This window comes from Actinobaculum sp. 352 (genome assembly GCF_003957265.1).
GTDB lineage: Bacteria > Actinomycetota > Actinomycetes > Actinomycetales > Actinomycetaceae > Asp313.
The window spans coordinates 207,878-223,587 of sequence record NZ_RQSN01000004.1 but is presented as its reverse complement, the minus strand read 5'-3'; the positions used below and the strand labels follow the sequence as shown (position 1 = coordinate 223,587).

The window sequence follows — 15,710 nt, the reverse complement described above, 5'->3', positions numbered from 1 at the left end:
ATGCTGCTCAATGAGATTTTCACAAAGAATGTCCAGCGCCCCATTGAGGGTGTTATCAAGGCCGACGACGCCGACCATCTGGAAACCGAAGTCGACGAATACGTTCTGACCAATGAGATCACCGGCGGGCTGGGGAACCTGCTCGAGGCGTATACGAACTATACGAATGCCAACGGTGTGTGGATCTCAGGTTTCTTCGGTTCCGGCAAATCACATCTGCTGAAGATACTCGCCCACCTACTGGGTGACGTTGAAGGGCAGAACTACTCGCGCACGAGTGTGAGCAGGAGTATTACCGCAAAGGTTGAGAGCGATGAGATGCTTGTCTCCTCTCTCGCGAAAGCGGAGCACATTCCCGCCAAGAGCCTGCTGTTCAACATAGACCAGAAGGCAACCCTCATCTCAAAGGACCAGACGGATGCTCTGCTGAGAGTCTTCGTGAAGGTATTCGATGAGTCTCGTGGTTATTACGGCAACCAAGGCCACGTTGCTCGCTTCGAACGCGATCTGGACAACCGCGGTCAGTTAGATGCATTCAAGGCCGCATATGCCAGGATCTCTGGCCGGGACTGGGCGCATGGTCGGGAAGAGGGCGTGCTAGAAGAAGGCAATGTTGCCAAGGCTTATGCAGAGATCACGGGCGAGAGTGAAGGCACTCCGACCAATATACTCACCAAGTACCGCAGTGAGTACAAGGTCTCAATTGAGGATTTTGCCGAAGAGGTGAAGGCGTGGCTAGATCGCCAGCCCTCGGGCTATCGCTTGAACTTCTTTGTGGATGAAGTGGGGCAGTTTATTGGGTCGAATACGCAGCTAATGCTCAACTTGCAGACAATTGCCGAGTCTCTAAACACGAAGTGTCGGGGCCGGGCATGGGTGTTTGTGACCAGTCAAGAGGATATGGAGAAGGTGATAGGTGATCGTACGAAGTCTCAAGGCAACGACTTCTCCAAGATCCAAGCGCGCTTTGCCACGCGTGTGAAGCTGACCTCGGCCGACGTTGAAGAGGTAATCCGGAAGCGCTTGCTGATGAAGAACGAGGTCGGTGCGGAGCAGTTGAAGGACCTCTACGCGGGAGAAAAGGCCAACTTCAAGACCCTATTCGACTTTGTCGACGGCGCCAAGAGGTACCGTAACTACGCCGACCAGGATCACTTTGTTGGCACCTACCCCTTTGTTTCCTACCAGTTCCCGCTCTTTCAATCGGCAATTGAGTCAATCTCGGACCACAACGTATTCGAGGGGCGGAACTCTTCGGTAGGGGAGCGTTCCATGCTCGCGGTCGTCCAACAGGTTGTGAAGAAAGTCGGTGACAAGCAAGTTGGGGCGCTGGCCAGTTTCGACCAGATGTTTGCAGGTATTCGGGCCTCTTTGAAGTCCGCGGCGCAGCGTTCCATTGATGTCGCTGAGCGTAATCTGGATGACGAATTAGCCATCCGACTGCTCAAGACCCTCTTCCTGGTCAAGTATGTGGATGATTTCAAGCCCACAGCGCGGAACCTAACGATCTTGGTCTACGACGGTTTTGACCGCAATCTTCCTGATCTAGCTAGGGAGGTTAAATCCTCCCTAGCTCTATTGGAAACACAGAGCTATGTGCAACGTGCAGGAGAGGAGTATGAGTATCTAACTGATGAGGAGCAGGCGATCGAGGCTGAGATCAAGAATGTTGACATCGATCCGTCTGAAGTCTCATCTCGGCTTAATAAGATCATCTCAGGTGACATCATCAGAACCGCGAAGATCCGGTACACGAAGAATGGTCAGGACTTCCCTTTCGGCTTTAAACTCGATGATCAAGTCTATGGCAAGCAGCAGGAACTGACGTTGCACTTTATTAGCCCCGAGTATCCTGGTAGCCCGGAAGAAATCCGGATGCACTCGGCTGGCAAGGATGAACTGCGGGTGGTGCTTGAACCTGATGAGCGAGTGATGAGTGACTTGCGGCTCCTAATTCGCACTGAGAAATACATCAAACGCAAGCAGACCAGTTCCACGTCTAGCACTGCGAATGAACAACGCATCCTACAAGTGAAGGCTACCCAGAATGGTGAGAGGGAGAAAGAGCTCGTCGAGCGCGTTCGCCGGGCGGTCGGAAGCGGATCGCTGGTCATCAATGCCGCCGACATTCCATCCTCCTCGGAGGATGCTTTCGCGAGGGTTGCCGAGGCTTTTCAGGTGCTGATATCTCGCACATACACCCAGTTGGCTTTGTTAGAGGGACGGACGTACAGCGAACAGCAAATCGCTGACTATACGTATCCGGATGGGGCCAGCCTTTTGGATGCTTCGTCGTTTTCACTCCTCAGACAGCCGGGAGAAGAAGTTCAGTCGTTTCTACTGCGACGGGACGATCTCGGCGAACAGGTGACGGTCAAGTCAATTGTCGACTGTTTTCAAGGCAAACCATATGGCTGGGACCTTGCCTCAATCGAGGTAGTTATTGCGTGGCTGGTGGGCACCGCGAAAGCGTCGCTCACACTGGACTCCAATGTACTCAAGCGTGGCGAAGCCGCGGCAGCGTTGCGCAATACACAGAAGCATGGTCATACGGTCGTGACTCTGCAAAAGGACTTCGATAGTCGGCAAGTCGGTGCCTTCCGCAAGTTCTGCATGGATTTCTTTGATGATCCGACGGTTCCCAAGGATCCGCTGGAGTTGGCACAGTTCGGAGCGAGGGAGCTTCGCGCGAAGCTTGACGACCTCAAGAACCTAGTTGCGGATGAGCAGTATCCGTTTATGAGCCAGCTCAACAAGCCGATCACGCTGCTTGAAAAGGTTGTTGGCCAGAAAGATGACTGGTACCTGACCGAGTTCACACACGCGGACGAGCTGTTGGAAGCAAAGGAAGACATCATCGATCCGATCATCGCCTTCTATCAGGGGAGCCAACGAAAGATCTATGATGATGCGAGAACCTTCATGGAGCAGAATAGAACCAACTTGACGTACCTCGTTGAAAGTAGCGATGCGGCCGTGGTTGAAGGACTGGCCGATCCGGAAATATTCCGCGGCACGAAGACAAACAAACTGAAAGAGGCGGTGCTCGCACTTCGGTCGAGGATCGACGACGAGCTTGCGGCGCACCGCACCCGAGCAGATGAGATTCTTGTCTCCCGGCAAGAACAGTTGCGTGGCACCAAGATCTATCAAGAGGCTCCTGCTGAGGCGCAACAGGAAGTGGATCAGCGTATCGCAGATTTGCGTAGACGCGTCAACGGCGTGGAGCAAATTGCGGAGGTCAATGAGATCGCTCGCGCTTTCGAGGACGAAGAGTATGCGCGTATCATCGATGACCTTGAGAGTGCCTCGCAGGGAAAACAGCCCGGGCTGCGTGTGGTACGGGAGGAAGAGGTCGACTCGCAACCCCCACGGTTGGCAAAACAAACAGTCAGCATCAAGAGGATCGGTGTCACCGGGGTTCCTGGCCTGCTTGAGAGCGAAGCAGATGTTGACAACTACCTAGATGCCTTACGAGCAGCGCTTCTCAACGTACTCACCGATGGCAAACGTATCTCCCTCTGAAAGACCAACATGGAAACAACACCACTGAGGAACTTCGCCACATGGGCTCGCATTGAATTGAGATCCCAGGTCGGCGCTCGCGTTACTGCTGTTCTTGCCCCCGGTTCGTCGGCTCGTACCGAGCACGCTGGCGCCGTCCGGATGCTGGAATCCGAAATCGGCAGAGCTGGTGGCGGCACCGTAGGAAAAGAAGCGGTCATCGATCGAGTCGCCTACACCTGGTTCAACCGCATCATCGCCTTGCGTTTCATGGATGCCAACGGCTATACCGATGCCGGAGTTGTCTCGCCGAGAGTTGGTCAGTCATCCGGACAGCCGGAAATCCTGGCCGACGCAAAACGCGGTGTTTTCGATTCCACGATTTCACCCGCGGTCGTGGATGCAGTAACCCGACTCCTTGACGGCTCCAGGCCTAGTGCCGATCCGCAGGGCGAGGCTTACACGTTGCTACTCACTGAGTACTGCCGGAACTGGCACAAGTCGATGAGTTTCATGTTCGCCCCCGACGGCGACTACACTGAGTTGCTTGTTCCCGGAAACCTGCTTGCAGACGGCTCCATCCTTGCCCGAGTGATCGCTGCCTTGACCTCGGAAGCCTGTAAGGACGTTGAAGCCATCGGCTGGCTCTATCAGTTCTATATCTCGGAGCGGAAGAAAGAGGTCTTCGAAAGGTTCGCGAAGAAGCAGAAGGCGGGGGCAGCGGAGATTCCGGCGGCGACGCAGTTGTTCACCCCGGATTGGATTGTGCGCTACCTGGTGCAGAACTCGGTGGGTCGGCTGTGGATGCTCAACCATCCGGACTCCCGCCTGATCGACCACATGGACTACTACATTGAGCCCGCTGACGGCGAGCACGATTTCCTGCGGATCACCGAGCCGGAGCAGTTGACGGTCATGGATCCGTGCTGCGGCTCGGGGCACATGCTCACCTACGCCTTTGATCTGCTCTACGCAATCTATGAGGAGGAGGGCTATGCGCCCTCGGAGATCCCCTCGCTGATCCTCGAGCACAACCTGCACGGCACGGAGATTGATCCGCGCGCCGCGGCACTGGCAGCCTTCGCCCTGATGATGAAGGCCCGCTCGCGGCAGCGTCGCTTCCTGCGTGAGCCCGTGCAGCCGCATATTCGCGTGATCGAGCCGGTGGAGTTCAGCAACGAGGAGCTGGACCAGCTTGTCAGCGCGGAAGGCAGCGACCAGGCGGACCGACAATTCTGGCAGAGCTTCATCCACGCCGACGTGCTGGGCTCTCTCATCGTTCCCGACGCCGCGGCCCTACCCGGCGCCAGGGAGCGACTGGCGGCGCTCGAGGCGGACACCTTGGACGCCGCGGATCTGCACGCGCGCGCCGGACGGGTGGTGATCCAGGCGGAATACCTGACTCGCTCCTACGCCGTGGTGGCGACAAACCCACCGTACATGGGTAGTGGCAAGATGGGTTCGCTGCTGTCCACCTGGGTGAAGAAACACCACCCGCAGGCAAAGTCCGACCTGTTCGCTGCCTTCATCGAGCGGAGTCTGCGGTTTACAGACGCCGAGCACGGCCTGGTCGCCATGATCACCATGCAGGCCTGGATGTTCCTCGGCTCCTATGAGAAGCTGCGCCGACGCATCCTGCACGACGCCCCGCCGGTGACCATGCTGCACCTGGGCGAGCGGGCATTTGACCTGATCGGTGGGGAGGTCGTCTCAACCACCGCCTTCGTCCTGGAGCCTGGCCGAAACACCGACGAGCCCTGCCAGTATTTCCGGGTTGTTCCCGGCGGCTCGGAGGCCGAAAAGGAGCACCTGTTCAGACGAGCCCTGGCCGGGGCAACCGATCTGCGTTTCTTCGCCCGCCCCCAAACGCTGCTTACCCTCCCAGGAGGACGGATGGCCTACTGGCTGTCGCCAGCTATGACGCGCGCCTTCACCATCGGTAAGCCGCTCAGCGAGGTCGCCGCCCCGAAGCAGGGCCTGGCTACCGCCGACAATGCCCGTTTCCTGCGCCAGTGGTTCGAGGTCTCCCACTCCCGCACCTGCTTCGATGCCGATTCGCGCGGGGCGGCCGCCGCCTCCGGCGCCAAGTGGTTCCCGCATCTCAAGGGCGGTGAGTTCCGCAAGTGGTGGGGCAACCAGGACTACGTTGTCAATTGGGAGCATGACGGCGCAGAAATCCAAGACTTCCGTGACGCCAACGGCAAGCAGAAGTCGCGCCCGCAGAACATCGACTCCTACTTCAAGCCCGCCATCTCCTGGTCAAACGTGTCTTCCGGAGAACCAAGTTTCCGCTATTACGAGCAAGGGAGCATCTTCGGCCACGTCGGTCAGGCCTTGTTCCCCCAGCAAGACACTGAGCCGCTGATCGGGTTTGCGAACTCATCAGCCTGCCGTTCTCTGCTCGCCGTCCTTTCTCCGACGCTCCATTTCGAAGCAGGGCAGTTGGCCGGTCTCCCCATCATGGGTCTGGATTCCGCGCGACCCGACAGCTCCGCCGTCCGCCAACTGATTAAGCTGTTCAGAGACGACTGGAACGCCTACGAGACCTCGTGGGACTTCAAGTTCAACCCGCTCGTCAGGCGTGCTCGTTCGGGAGGATCCCTGGCGGACGCGCTGGAGCGTTGGTGGCAGGACTCCCTCAGCGCTGCTCGCGAGGCTCGGGAGCTTGAGACCGAGAACAACCGCTACTGGGCTGAGGTCTACGGCCTCCAGGATGAGGTTCCCATGGAGGTTCCGCTGAGCCGGGTCTCGCTGACCTCCAACCCCTACTTCCGCTACGCACCCAACAAGGGCGCGACGCGCACGGACGAGGAGTATCGCCGCCTCTTCACGGCGGACGCGGTACGCGATCTCATCTCCTACGGCGTCGGCTGCCTCTTCGGACGGTATAGCTTGGACCGCCCCGGTCTGATTCCCAGGGATCAGCGGTCAACCGTCGACGACTATCGTAAGACGGTACCGTTGCCGTCGTTCGCGCCGGATCCAGACAACGTGCTCCCGATCATTGATGATGAGTGGTTCGAAGATGACATTGTGGCCAAACTTCGCCGTTTCCTTCGGATCGTATTCGGTGAAGAGCGCTTTGAGACGAACCTCCGGTTTGTCGAAGAGTCACTCGGCGTGAAAACACTACGTGACTATTTCATTACCCGTGCTGGAAGATCAAAGTTCTATGACGATCACGTCAAGCGATACCAGAAGCGCCCGATCTACTGGATGTTTTCCAGCCCGAAGGGTTCGTTCAATGCGCTGATCTACCTGCACCGCTACGCGCCCTCAACAGTTTCAACGATACTGAACGAATACCTGCGTGAGTACGAGGGAAAGTTAGAAGCCAGCGTCCAGCGTTTAGACCACGAGATTGCTGGTGACGGAACACCTCGGCAGAAAGCGGCCGCATTGAAGGAGGCCGAACGTCTCCGAACGGTACTGACCGAACTCGATGACTACGAGCGGAGCGTGCTCTATCCTTTGGCTTCCCAGCAACTAGCCATTGACCTTGACGACGGCGTGCTCGTCAACTACCTACGCTTCGGCTCCGCCCTTCGGAAGATTGATGGCGTCGAAGAGAAACGTTCCAAGGTTAAAGGCTGGACGTGGCCGATTAACCGCTTGCGCCAAAGGAGGCCAAAGAATGACCAAGATCCGCAGAATCGAACGGATTGAGAACTATCGCATATTCCAGAACTGGAAGCCTAGCAGTGGCATCGAGTTCGCCCGAGTTAACCTCATCTACGGCCAGAACGGCAGTGGTAAGAGTACGCTGGCGAGTCTCTTTGCCGACTGCGCGGCTAATGCAACCGTGGGAACCAAGTCTCGTGGCGGTGGTAACAATGAGGCAGATGCCGGTTTGCAGCTACTTGTGGCCAATGATGCGGGGGAATCTCCCTCTCTGATCGGGATGGACGATCCTGAATTCTGGGCTCGAGTGAGGGTCTTCAACAAGGACTTCGTTCGGAGGAATCTTCGGTTTGAGGAACCAGATGGCCCGCAGCCTGAGGCGCTGCTCACCGTTGGTGAGCGGCTTGCCGATGCCGAGGAGCAGTTGACGAAACTTCGCCGTGAGTTAGACGACGCGCAAACCGAGGCGAAAAAAGCGGCTACGGACGTGGGGCGAGTCGAGAAGCAAATGGGGTCACTCCTGACTCGGACCGCAAAGTCAGTGACCGACTCTCTGCTCGGTACTAAAGTGACCGAATACAACCCGCGCAGTTATAAGAAGCCGAGGGCGGAGCAGGTGCTCAACGACTTCGCGCATGATCCAAGCATATTCGACAGTGCGTCGACGGAACTCGACGTGGACCGAAAGATAGCGACCAGCGAGGCAATGACTCCGGTGTCCCTAGGTACGCGCGGTAAGGTTTTGGCGCAAGATGGCGTCAACCATGCCCGCGAGCTTCTCGGTCGAGACGTTGTCATACAAGTGATTGAGGAACTCCGCGAGCACCCCGAGCGGGCAACATGGGTACAGCGAGGCATTTCGTTGCACGAATACCTTGAAGACTGCCTGTTTTGTGGTCAGCCTCTGACCGCAGGGCGACGCACGGAGCTTTCGGCACACTTCGATGACTCGCTTAAGAAGCTTCAGACGGCAATTGACTCACTGGTGGCCGATTTCAATAATTCCGTCACTGCCTCTGATGACTATTTGAAAGCTATCCCCGCCGATGCATCAGTATACCCAGATCTGAAAAGTGCTCTTCAGCAGGCTCGTGCCGCCTATCAACGAGAGCATGCCGCTTACGCCGAAACCGTTGCGACGATCATCGCAGCGTTGAAAGAGAAGCGAGACAACCCGTTCAACAGTATCGCAGTTGACTCTGAGCTCACACTGACTGTTCCTGAAATCGCAGAGCTTCAGAAGATTGTTGCCGACCATAGGGAGAAAGTCAGTAAACATGACGAGGAAGCACGTCAGGCGGCTCGACGGGTTGAATTGCATCACGTTAAGGAGGCCGCCGGTGACTTTGTCCTCTACAGGAGAACGCGCGAGGAGCTTGAGAGAACCCGCAATGTGAAAACAAAGCGGGTTGACCAACTTAAGGGGCAGATTGCGTCGCTAGAGAATGTGGACGGCGATCCGATACCTGGAGCGGAAGATCTGACAGGTTACGTCGGCAGGCTCCTTGGTCGTGACGAACTCACGTTCAATGCCGCGCCTGACGGTCAGCATTACGTCATCACACGTAGCGGTGTGCCTGCCAGTCATCTCAGTGAAGGGGAACAGACGGCTATCGCCCTCCTGTACTTCCTTTTGAGCGTGAGGGAAGACAAAATCCGTGGAGATAAGCCCATAGTCATCATCGATGATCCGGTTTCTAGCTTGGACAGCAGTATTCTCTTTGGTGCGTCTGCGCACTTATGGACGGAGTTCGTGGTTAAGGCCCACACAAGCCAGGTCTTTTTGATGACGCACAACTTTGAGCTGTTTCGCCAATGGCTAGTCCAGATGGAACGTGTGCCTGATAAAACTCGGAACAAGGCCGGCGGCTACGGTGTATTTGAAATAAAAGCACGCTATGTCGGTGGCAAGGATGGCGAAATACGCCGAGTTCCCGAGATGAGGCCTTGGAACCTGAAGGATCGACAGACGCAGAAGCTGCGGTCGCAGTATCATTTCCTTTTCTCGCAGGTCGCAAGTGCACTAGAAGCGGCTCGTGATGACTTGAGCCTCGCCGAACAGATGGAAATAACGGCACTTATGCCAAATGCGGCGAGACGGATGCTGGAGTCATTTTTGAGTTTTCGGCAGCCCGATAAAATGGGGTCATTTCATGGGTCGATGAGTGCTGCATTGGCTGAAAAACGTAGCATGGTGCAAGACGAGGACAGAGAACTGGATCCCGCTGTGCGGACGTACGTAGAGCGCTACCTACATACTTATTCGCATTTTGAAGAAGGGGATATCTCACGTCCACTTGACCCAAGTGAGTCAGCGGCTGTCCTGACGTCACTTTTTGCACTCATGCACTATCTCGATCCAGAGCACCTTAGGCTCATGTGCAGTACGTTCGGACTTGACCCCAAGAAACTGCGAGAGCTTCCCAACATGAGTGCGGGAAAGAAGGGTTAGCATGCTTGACTTTCTCACAACCGACCCTGGCGGTCGTATTCTTGACCGCGAAGGCGCGGTGCTTAGCTTAAACTTGTGCCCTCCTTCCCAGATAGGCTGCTACGAACAATCGTTGCCTTTGTGAGTTCTGCGGGTGGACGCCTCGTTGTTGTTGCCTCAGACGATTGCACGGTGGTGGGGATCAGCGACCCTCTTAAGGAAGAGGAGCGGCTAGCATCGCTCATTGACGTATCGGATCTTCCTGCAGTTGCCCCAGCGACTGATCCGCCGCACTCACGGAGAGACGGCTTCTGATGATCGATGTCCCGGTTAGTACACGTCGTCCTCATTACATGGTGCGGCGCGGAGTCGAGGCGGGCATTGCATGCATCTGGGGTCGACCATCCGCCATGCCGTTCCGGCCCTAGGCGCCGAATTCGAACGCAACGTACGTGGCGTTGCATTTGAGTAGATGCCTGAGCCGCGTGCTACTCTGAGCGACCTGACAGGGTCAGGGCTACGACTTGCCTACCTTCACGTGCGTCTAAGGGCGGGCGCTTTGCTGGTCAACCCGGAGTTCTAACCGTGCGGAACCCGCATCCGGCCCGAGTGGCCATGGCGACTACGTCAGGCGCGATTCGGGTAGGCATGTTGGTAGGTATGATGTAGTCATGTTTAAGGCTGCGCTGAACGGACCTGTACGCCGCAACGATCTGCTAGTTGCGGCAGGTCTCGGCAGGCTCGCACAGGACTATACGCGTCCTGTCATTTCACTCCTCAATGGCGGACCCCTTGAGCTCACCATCCCAGACGAACCACGAAGTAAGAATCAGCGCTATCGGGTTGCGGGCTCTGGGCGGGATTTTCTCCGGCAATGGGAGGGCGGCGAATGAGTTTTGCCACCGCAGTGCTCCCGCACCTGGAGCGGCAATTCACCCGGCAGCGTCTAGTGTTCTGGCATGATCCTGACGGTGAGTACGCCGACGAAGTCGACAAGCTCAACATACCTGGTGTTACCACAGTGGAAGTGTTGGGCGACGAATTCGCTCTGAAGTACCGCATGCTGAAAGAAGAGCCCAAGGGTAAGTTCCTCGTCTACCGGCAGGGTATAATTCCGGACGGAATTGGCAATTGGTTACTTGACCTGGAACTTGCCTATGGAGTGTTCAGCGCTGATCGAGCTGCTTTGCTCCGGCAGGATCTTGGCCTGACTTCTGATGACGTCGTCCCGATACTTGACGCGCATAAGACATTCTTCCGTTCAGTCAAACGGACTGAGGCTCTGAGAGCCCTCCGGGACGCCTCCGACAACGCGGACCTGCTTCGAGCCAAGATGTGTGCGGTGTTGTTTGGACAACGCGAACACAGCCTACTTGAGCTCACCCGCACTTTGCTGATCGAGAATGCGCAGGGACTGAGCGAAAAGTGCCAGCTGCTTGGCGACTATGGGCTTCTAGACTTTCACTGGGCAGGTGTTGCAAGGATTTACCGCTACCAGGCAGACCAGCCGACTGTAGATGACTTTATCCTGTGGATGTTTCGGCAGGCAATCAACGGTTTCAGGAGTGACGAACCGGGGATGCTGCGTAACATTCAGCTGGACTTTTCCAGCCTGCGTAATGACCGTCGGAGTGCTGATGCACTTGCAATTCTGGCGAAGCGTGCGGCGAAAGACTTGGACTATGCGCGCCAAATCGAAGATGCTGACCTTTCTGAGTTCCGGGGAAATGATCTGTTCGAGGAAGTGGAACAGAAGATTGTTTCCGGCCTTGCTACTCAGGTGGCGGATCGGAGAATCACCGTGCGCGAGGTTGACGCGATAGTTCGAAGCCGTCAGTCGAGCATCTGGGTTGATGAGTATCGCGATCAGTACGAGGCGATACGGGCTGCATCTGAGTTGTTGACAATGCTAGCGACTAACACGTTTGAGGTGCCATCCTTTGACGAAGGATTACAGCGCTATCAGGAAGAGTGGTACCGCGTCGACCAACTGTATCGACAGTTTCAACGCGCCACACGCGACGCCCAATTCGGGGAGACAGTACAGAAGACGGTGGAGAAGCTGTGGACTGAGGTAGAGAATCACTACGGTTCGAGGTTTCTTGGTCCGCTCGGCGCCGCCTGGCAGCATGAACTAGACACTGTCAGCGCCTGGCGCTCGAGGGTTCTACGGCCCCAGCGGGCTTTCTACCGTGACTATGTGGCGCCACTTGTGAGCAAGAGGAACAACAAGGCTGCCGTCATCATTTCGGATGCACTACGTTATGAGATCGCAGCCGAATTGGGCGCTCTCATCCGTCAAGAGGACCGCTTCGACGCAAGAATAGACGCGACACTTGGAACGGTGCCGAGTTACACCCAACTCGGCATGGCCGCGCTTCTACCGCACAATACCTTGGCACACTCAGACAAAGGTGATCCCATCCTTGTTGATGGCCAGCCGTCCGACGGTACGACAAATCGGACCAAGATACTCTCCGCCGTCGATGGATATGCCATCCAAGCCGAAGACGTGCTAGCCATGGGAAACAAGGAGCTCAAGCAGCTGTACACCGAACATCGCGTGTTCTACATCTACCATGACCGCATTGACGCGACCGGCGACAAGCTCCGCACGGAACGGCGAGTTTTCGAAGCAGTAGAAGAGGCTCTCAAAGAACTCGTCAGACTGGTGAAGAAACTTGCCAGTGCCAACGCGAACAACATCTTTATCACGGCAGACCATGGTTTCCTTTACCAGGACTCGGAACTACCCGAAGCTGGATACCTTTCCGAGGAGCCACAAGGAGACAAGATCGTGGTCAGGAAAAGCCGCTATGTTCTCGGACGAGGGTTGAAGGAGAACTCCGCCTTCAAGAAGTTCACTTCGGAACAGCTGGGACTGGCTAGTGATCTGGAAGTGCAGATCCCCAAGTCAATCCACCGGCTGAAGCTATCCGGCGCAGGAGCCCGATATGTTCATGGCGGCGCAACATTGCAGGAGATCGTGGTACCCGTGCTGGCTGTCAATAAGAAGCGCAAAAGCGATACCCGCGCGGTCAACGTTCAGATACTGCCCGAGACCGACAAAATCACTACAGGGCAGCTGGTCGTTAAGCTCTTCCAATCTGAAGCGGTCACTGACAAGATACAAGCACGAACTCTGCGTGCCGGTTTGTATGCGGGTGAGCAACTTATCTCAAACCAGGTCGAGCTTCTGTTCGACCAACCGTCCGGCGATGCGCGCGACCGGTACCAGAGCGTCCAACTGCTGCTGAGCGAGGATGCGGATCCGTTCAACAACCGTCGTGTGCAATTCCGATTGGAAGAGCTGATCCCGAACACGTCGCAATGGCGCACTTGTGACTCAGTCGAGTACACACTGCGGCGTTCATTCACAACAGATTTTGAGCTGTAGGAGTTGGCAGATGTCAAACGAGGATCCCGAACTCGACCCAAGTCAGACTTCCGTGGTTATGGACCCCGCCCCGCAACAGAGCGAGCTCGACCGTAAAATCAACCGTCTGTTCCCCGGCGTCGTCGTGCGCAAAGACTTGGTTAAAGCAGTCAAGGGGAACGCAATCGTTCCCACCTATGTGCTGGAGTATCTCCTCGGACAATACGCTGCGTCAGACGACGAGGCTACGATCCAAGCAGGCATCGACTCCGTTCGGAGGATCCTGGCGGATCACTATGTGCATCGCAACGAATCAGAACTGATCAAGTCCACAATCCGCGAAAAAGGACGGCACCGCATCATCGATCGCGTGACCGTGGTGCTCAACGAGAAAGCTGACGCCTACGAGGCGTCGTTTGAGAACCTCGGGATTCGTGGTGTTCTAATTGACGCGAGCACTGTCAAAGCGCATGAGAAACTGCTTGTAGGTGGCGTGTGGTGCATCTGTGCTATTGGATACCTCCACTCCGAGGACGCTCGCACAGTGCCTTGGATTCTCGAGTCATTGAAGCCAATCCAGATGTCGAGCTTCGACTTTGACGAGTTTCTTGCAGCGCGCAAAGAGTTCACAAGTGAGGAATGGGTAGACCTGCTCATTCAAACCGTTGGGTTCAATCCCGAGTTGTTCGGGCGTCGCGCAAAACTGCTGCAATTAGTGCGTCTCGTACCTTTCGTGGAACGAAACTACAACCTGGTGGAGTTGGGACCAAAAGGGACTGGCAAGTCGCACATTTTCTCCGAGTTCTCGCCACATGGAATGCTGATCTCCGGTGGAGAAGTAACAGTGCCAAAACTGTTCGTCAATAATTCCAACGGCAAGATCGGTTTAGTCGGCTACTGGGATGTCGTGGCCTTTGACGAGTTTGCGGGCAGGAAGAAACGCGCAGATCGTGCTCTTGTGGACATCATGAAGAACTACATGGCAAACAAGTCGTTCTCACGGGGCATCCAGACGCTTGGCGCTGAAGCCTCCATGGTGTTCGTTGGAAACACGTCCCACACAGTGCCTTATATGTTGAAGAACTCGGACCTGTTCGATGAGTTGCCGGATTCCTACCATGATTCCGCTTACCTGGACCGACTGCACTACTACATCCCAGGCTGGGAGGCGGACACGATTCGCAGCGAGATGTTCTCATCCGGGTATGGCTTCGTTGTGGACTACGTTGCCGAAGTTCTGCGGCACATGCGCAACAGTGACTTTTCTGACAAGTACCAGCCACACTTCACGCTCGGCTCGGAAATCTCTACTCGAGACCGCGACGCTATTCACAAGACTTTCTCCGGGCTGATGAAACTCGTGTACCCGACGGGGGAGGCCAGCACGGAAGAGATCGAGGAGTTGCTTCGCTTCGCGATTGAAGGCCGAAAGCGGGTCAAGGACCAACTCCTTCGCATTGACACAACTATGACCCAGGTGAAATTCGGATACACCGATCTCGTGGGCCGTTGGCATTCGGTGACGACGCTGGAGGAGGACGAGTATCCCACGTATTACAGCAGGAAGGCAGCGGCCGATGACGATCAAGGTGGTCAGCGAGCGGCTACCAAGGTCGCGGCAGCTGTTGGCAGCCATGATTCTGACGTCTTTGGCACAATCGGTTCTGGACCGATCAAGCACTCGCATGGTTCTGCGAATGGTGGCAGCGGGGAGCCGTCGCCGGACGTACCATCTGCGGAACGGAATGAGACGCGACTACCAGAAGAAGAACTGCCCGAAGGACATCGCGACTTTGCCGAGAATCAACGCGGAGTCTCTTACGAAGAAATACTGCTGCCATATCTACGCGGGGCGACGGAAATTGAACTGCATGATCCATATATCCGGCTGAATCACCAGGGGCGGAACCTTGCTGAGTTGTTGGCACTGATAGCTGTGGCGAAGGACCCCGCCGATGAAGTGCACTTCAAGCTATTCACAACGCTTCATGATGAGACGAGCCACCAGGCACAGCAGCTGCAGATGCTCCGACAGATTGTGCAGACGGCTGCTCAGGAGGGTATCAGACTTGACATCGAGAAAGATCCGGGGGGTCATGACCGATGGCTTCACACCGATACCGGCTGGCGTATCAACCTCGGCCGAGGACTCGATATCTTTCAGAAGTCGGAAGGCAGCTGGTTTGACCTTGGCACCAGCAGGCAGGAGTTCCGGCAAGTCCGCGCGTTCGGGGTCACCTATATCAAGGAGAAGAAAGACCTGTGATGGCAAGGCAATTGTTGCGTACGCGTGATGTCAGACTCCTGTGTGGAGTTGTCGCTGCACTTATCCCGTGTTAGAGAGGGCACTGCACGCGGAAGACGGGATAACAAGAGGAGATCTTGTCGTGTGTCTACGAAGACTCTAGGTAGTCGAAAGAGTCTTGGCGAAGGGGGTCGATCAACTGATCGGTCGCCAGACTTGTCCATCAAGCGCCTGTAATGTCAGTTCAGGCCTGTTCACCAAATCTGCTAGAGCTGCAAGATACCTCCGGGCTGAGTTTGCACCGGCAGTGCGAAGGAGCTCGTCGGTTGCGTCTGCGAACAGTTGACGTTGCAGGGGTGGCAGAAGGGCAGTGAACCGGTCGATGATCCCTTGTCTCTTCGCAGTTGCCTCATAGTCTTCCTCAGATTGTGAGTTGCGAGTTCGGATAATGCTCTCGATGAGATCCCTGACATTGAGATGCCTATTCATGGCCAATTCTACGTGCAGTCGGTTGCTTGCAGGCCCGCTCTCTT

7 protein-coding genes are annotated in these 15,710 nt (G+C 56.1%); 6 read left to right on the top strand and 1 reads right to left on the bottom strand.

The features are described from left to right. The 6 genes from brxC to brxL all read left to right on the top strand — a co-directional run bounded on the left by brxC (position 1) and on the right by brxL (position 15,198). The gene (brxC, locus tag EKN07_RS06065) at positions 1–3,525 is read left to right on the top strand and encodes a BREX system P-loop protein BrxC (RefSeq protein ID WP_126145915.1); all 3,525 of its coding nucleotides are present in this window, start codon (positions 1–3) and stop codon (positions 3,523–3,525) included. A gap of 9 nt (positions 3,526–3,534) precedes the next feature. Continuing rightward, positions 3,535–7,170, top strand: a complete 3,636-nt coding sequence (gene pglX / locus EKN07_RS06060; RefSeq protein WP_126145884.1) for a BREX-1 system adenine-specific DNA-methyltransferase PglX — start codon at positions 3,535–3,537, stop codon at positions 7,168–7,170. After that, the gene (locus tag EKN07_RS06055; RefSeq protein ID WP_164505507.1) at positions 7,139–9,577 is read left to right on the top strand and encodes an AAA family ATPase; all 2,439 of its coding nucleotides are present in this window, start codon (positions 7,139–7,141) and stop codon (positions 9,575–9,577) included. Before pglX ends, EKN07_RS06055 begins: the two co-directional genes overlap by 32 nt. Before the next feature lie 650 nt (positions 9,578–10,227). Then, positions 10,228–10,449, top strand: a complete 222-nt coding sequence (locus EKN07_RS06050; RefSeq protein WP_108716024.1) for a Fic family protein — start codon at positions 10,228–10,230, stop codon at positions 10,447–10,449. Further along, complete coding sequence (pglZ, locus tag EKN07_RS06045; RefSeq protein ID WP_108716023.1) at positions 10,446–12,953, top strand: BREX-1 system phosphatase PglZ type A; 2,508 nt, start codon at positions 10,446–10,448, stop codon at positions 12,951–12,953. The genes EKN07_RS06050 and pglZ overlap by 4 nt, the downstream gene beginning before the upstream one ends. A gap of 10 nt (positions 12,954–12,963) precedes the next feature. Further along, positions 12,964–15,198, top strand: a complete 2,235-nt coding sequence (gene brxL, locus EKN07_RS06040; RefSeq protein ID WP_108716022.1) for a BREX system Lon protease-like protein BrxL — start codon at positions 12,964–12,966, stop codon at positions 15,196–15,198. A 174-nt stretch (positions 15,199–15,372) separates the two neighbouring features. Here brxL and EKN07_RS06035 read toward each other — a convergent pair whose 3' ends face one another. Further along, positions 15,373–15,666: a hypothetical protein gene (locus EKN07_RS06035; RefSeq protein WP_108716021.1), complete on the bottom strand. Its 294-nt coding sequence runs from the start codon at positions 15,664–15,666 to the stop codon at positions 15,373–15,375. Between the last annotated feature and the right edge of the window lie 44 nt (positions 15,667–15,710).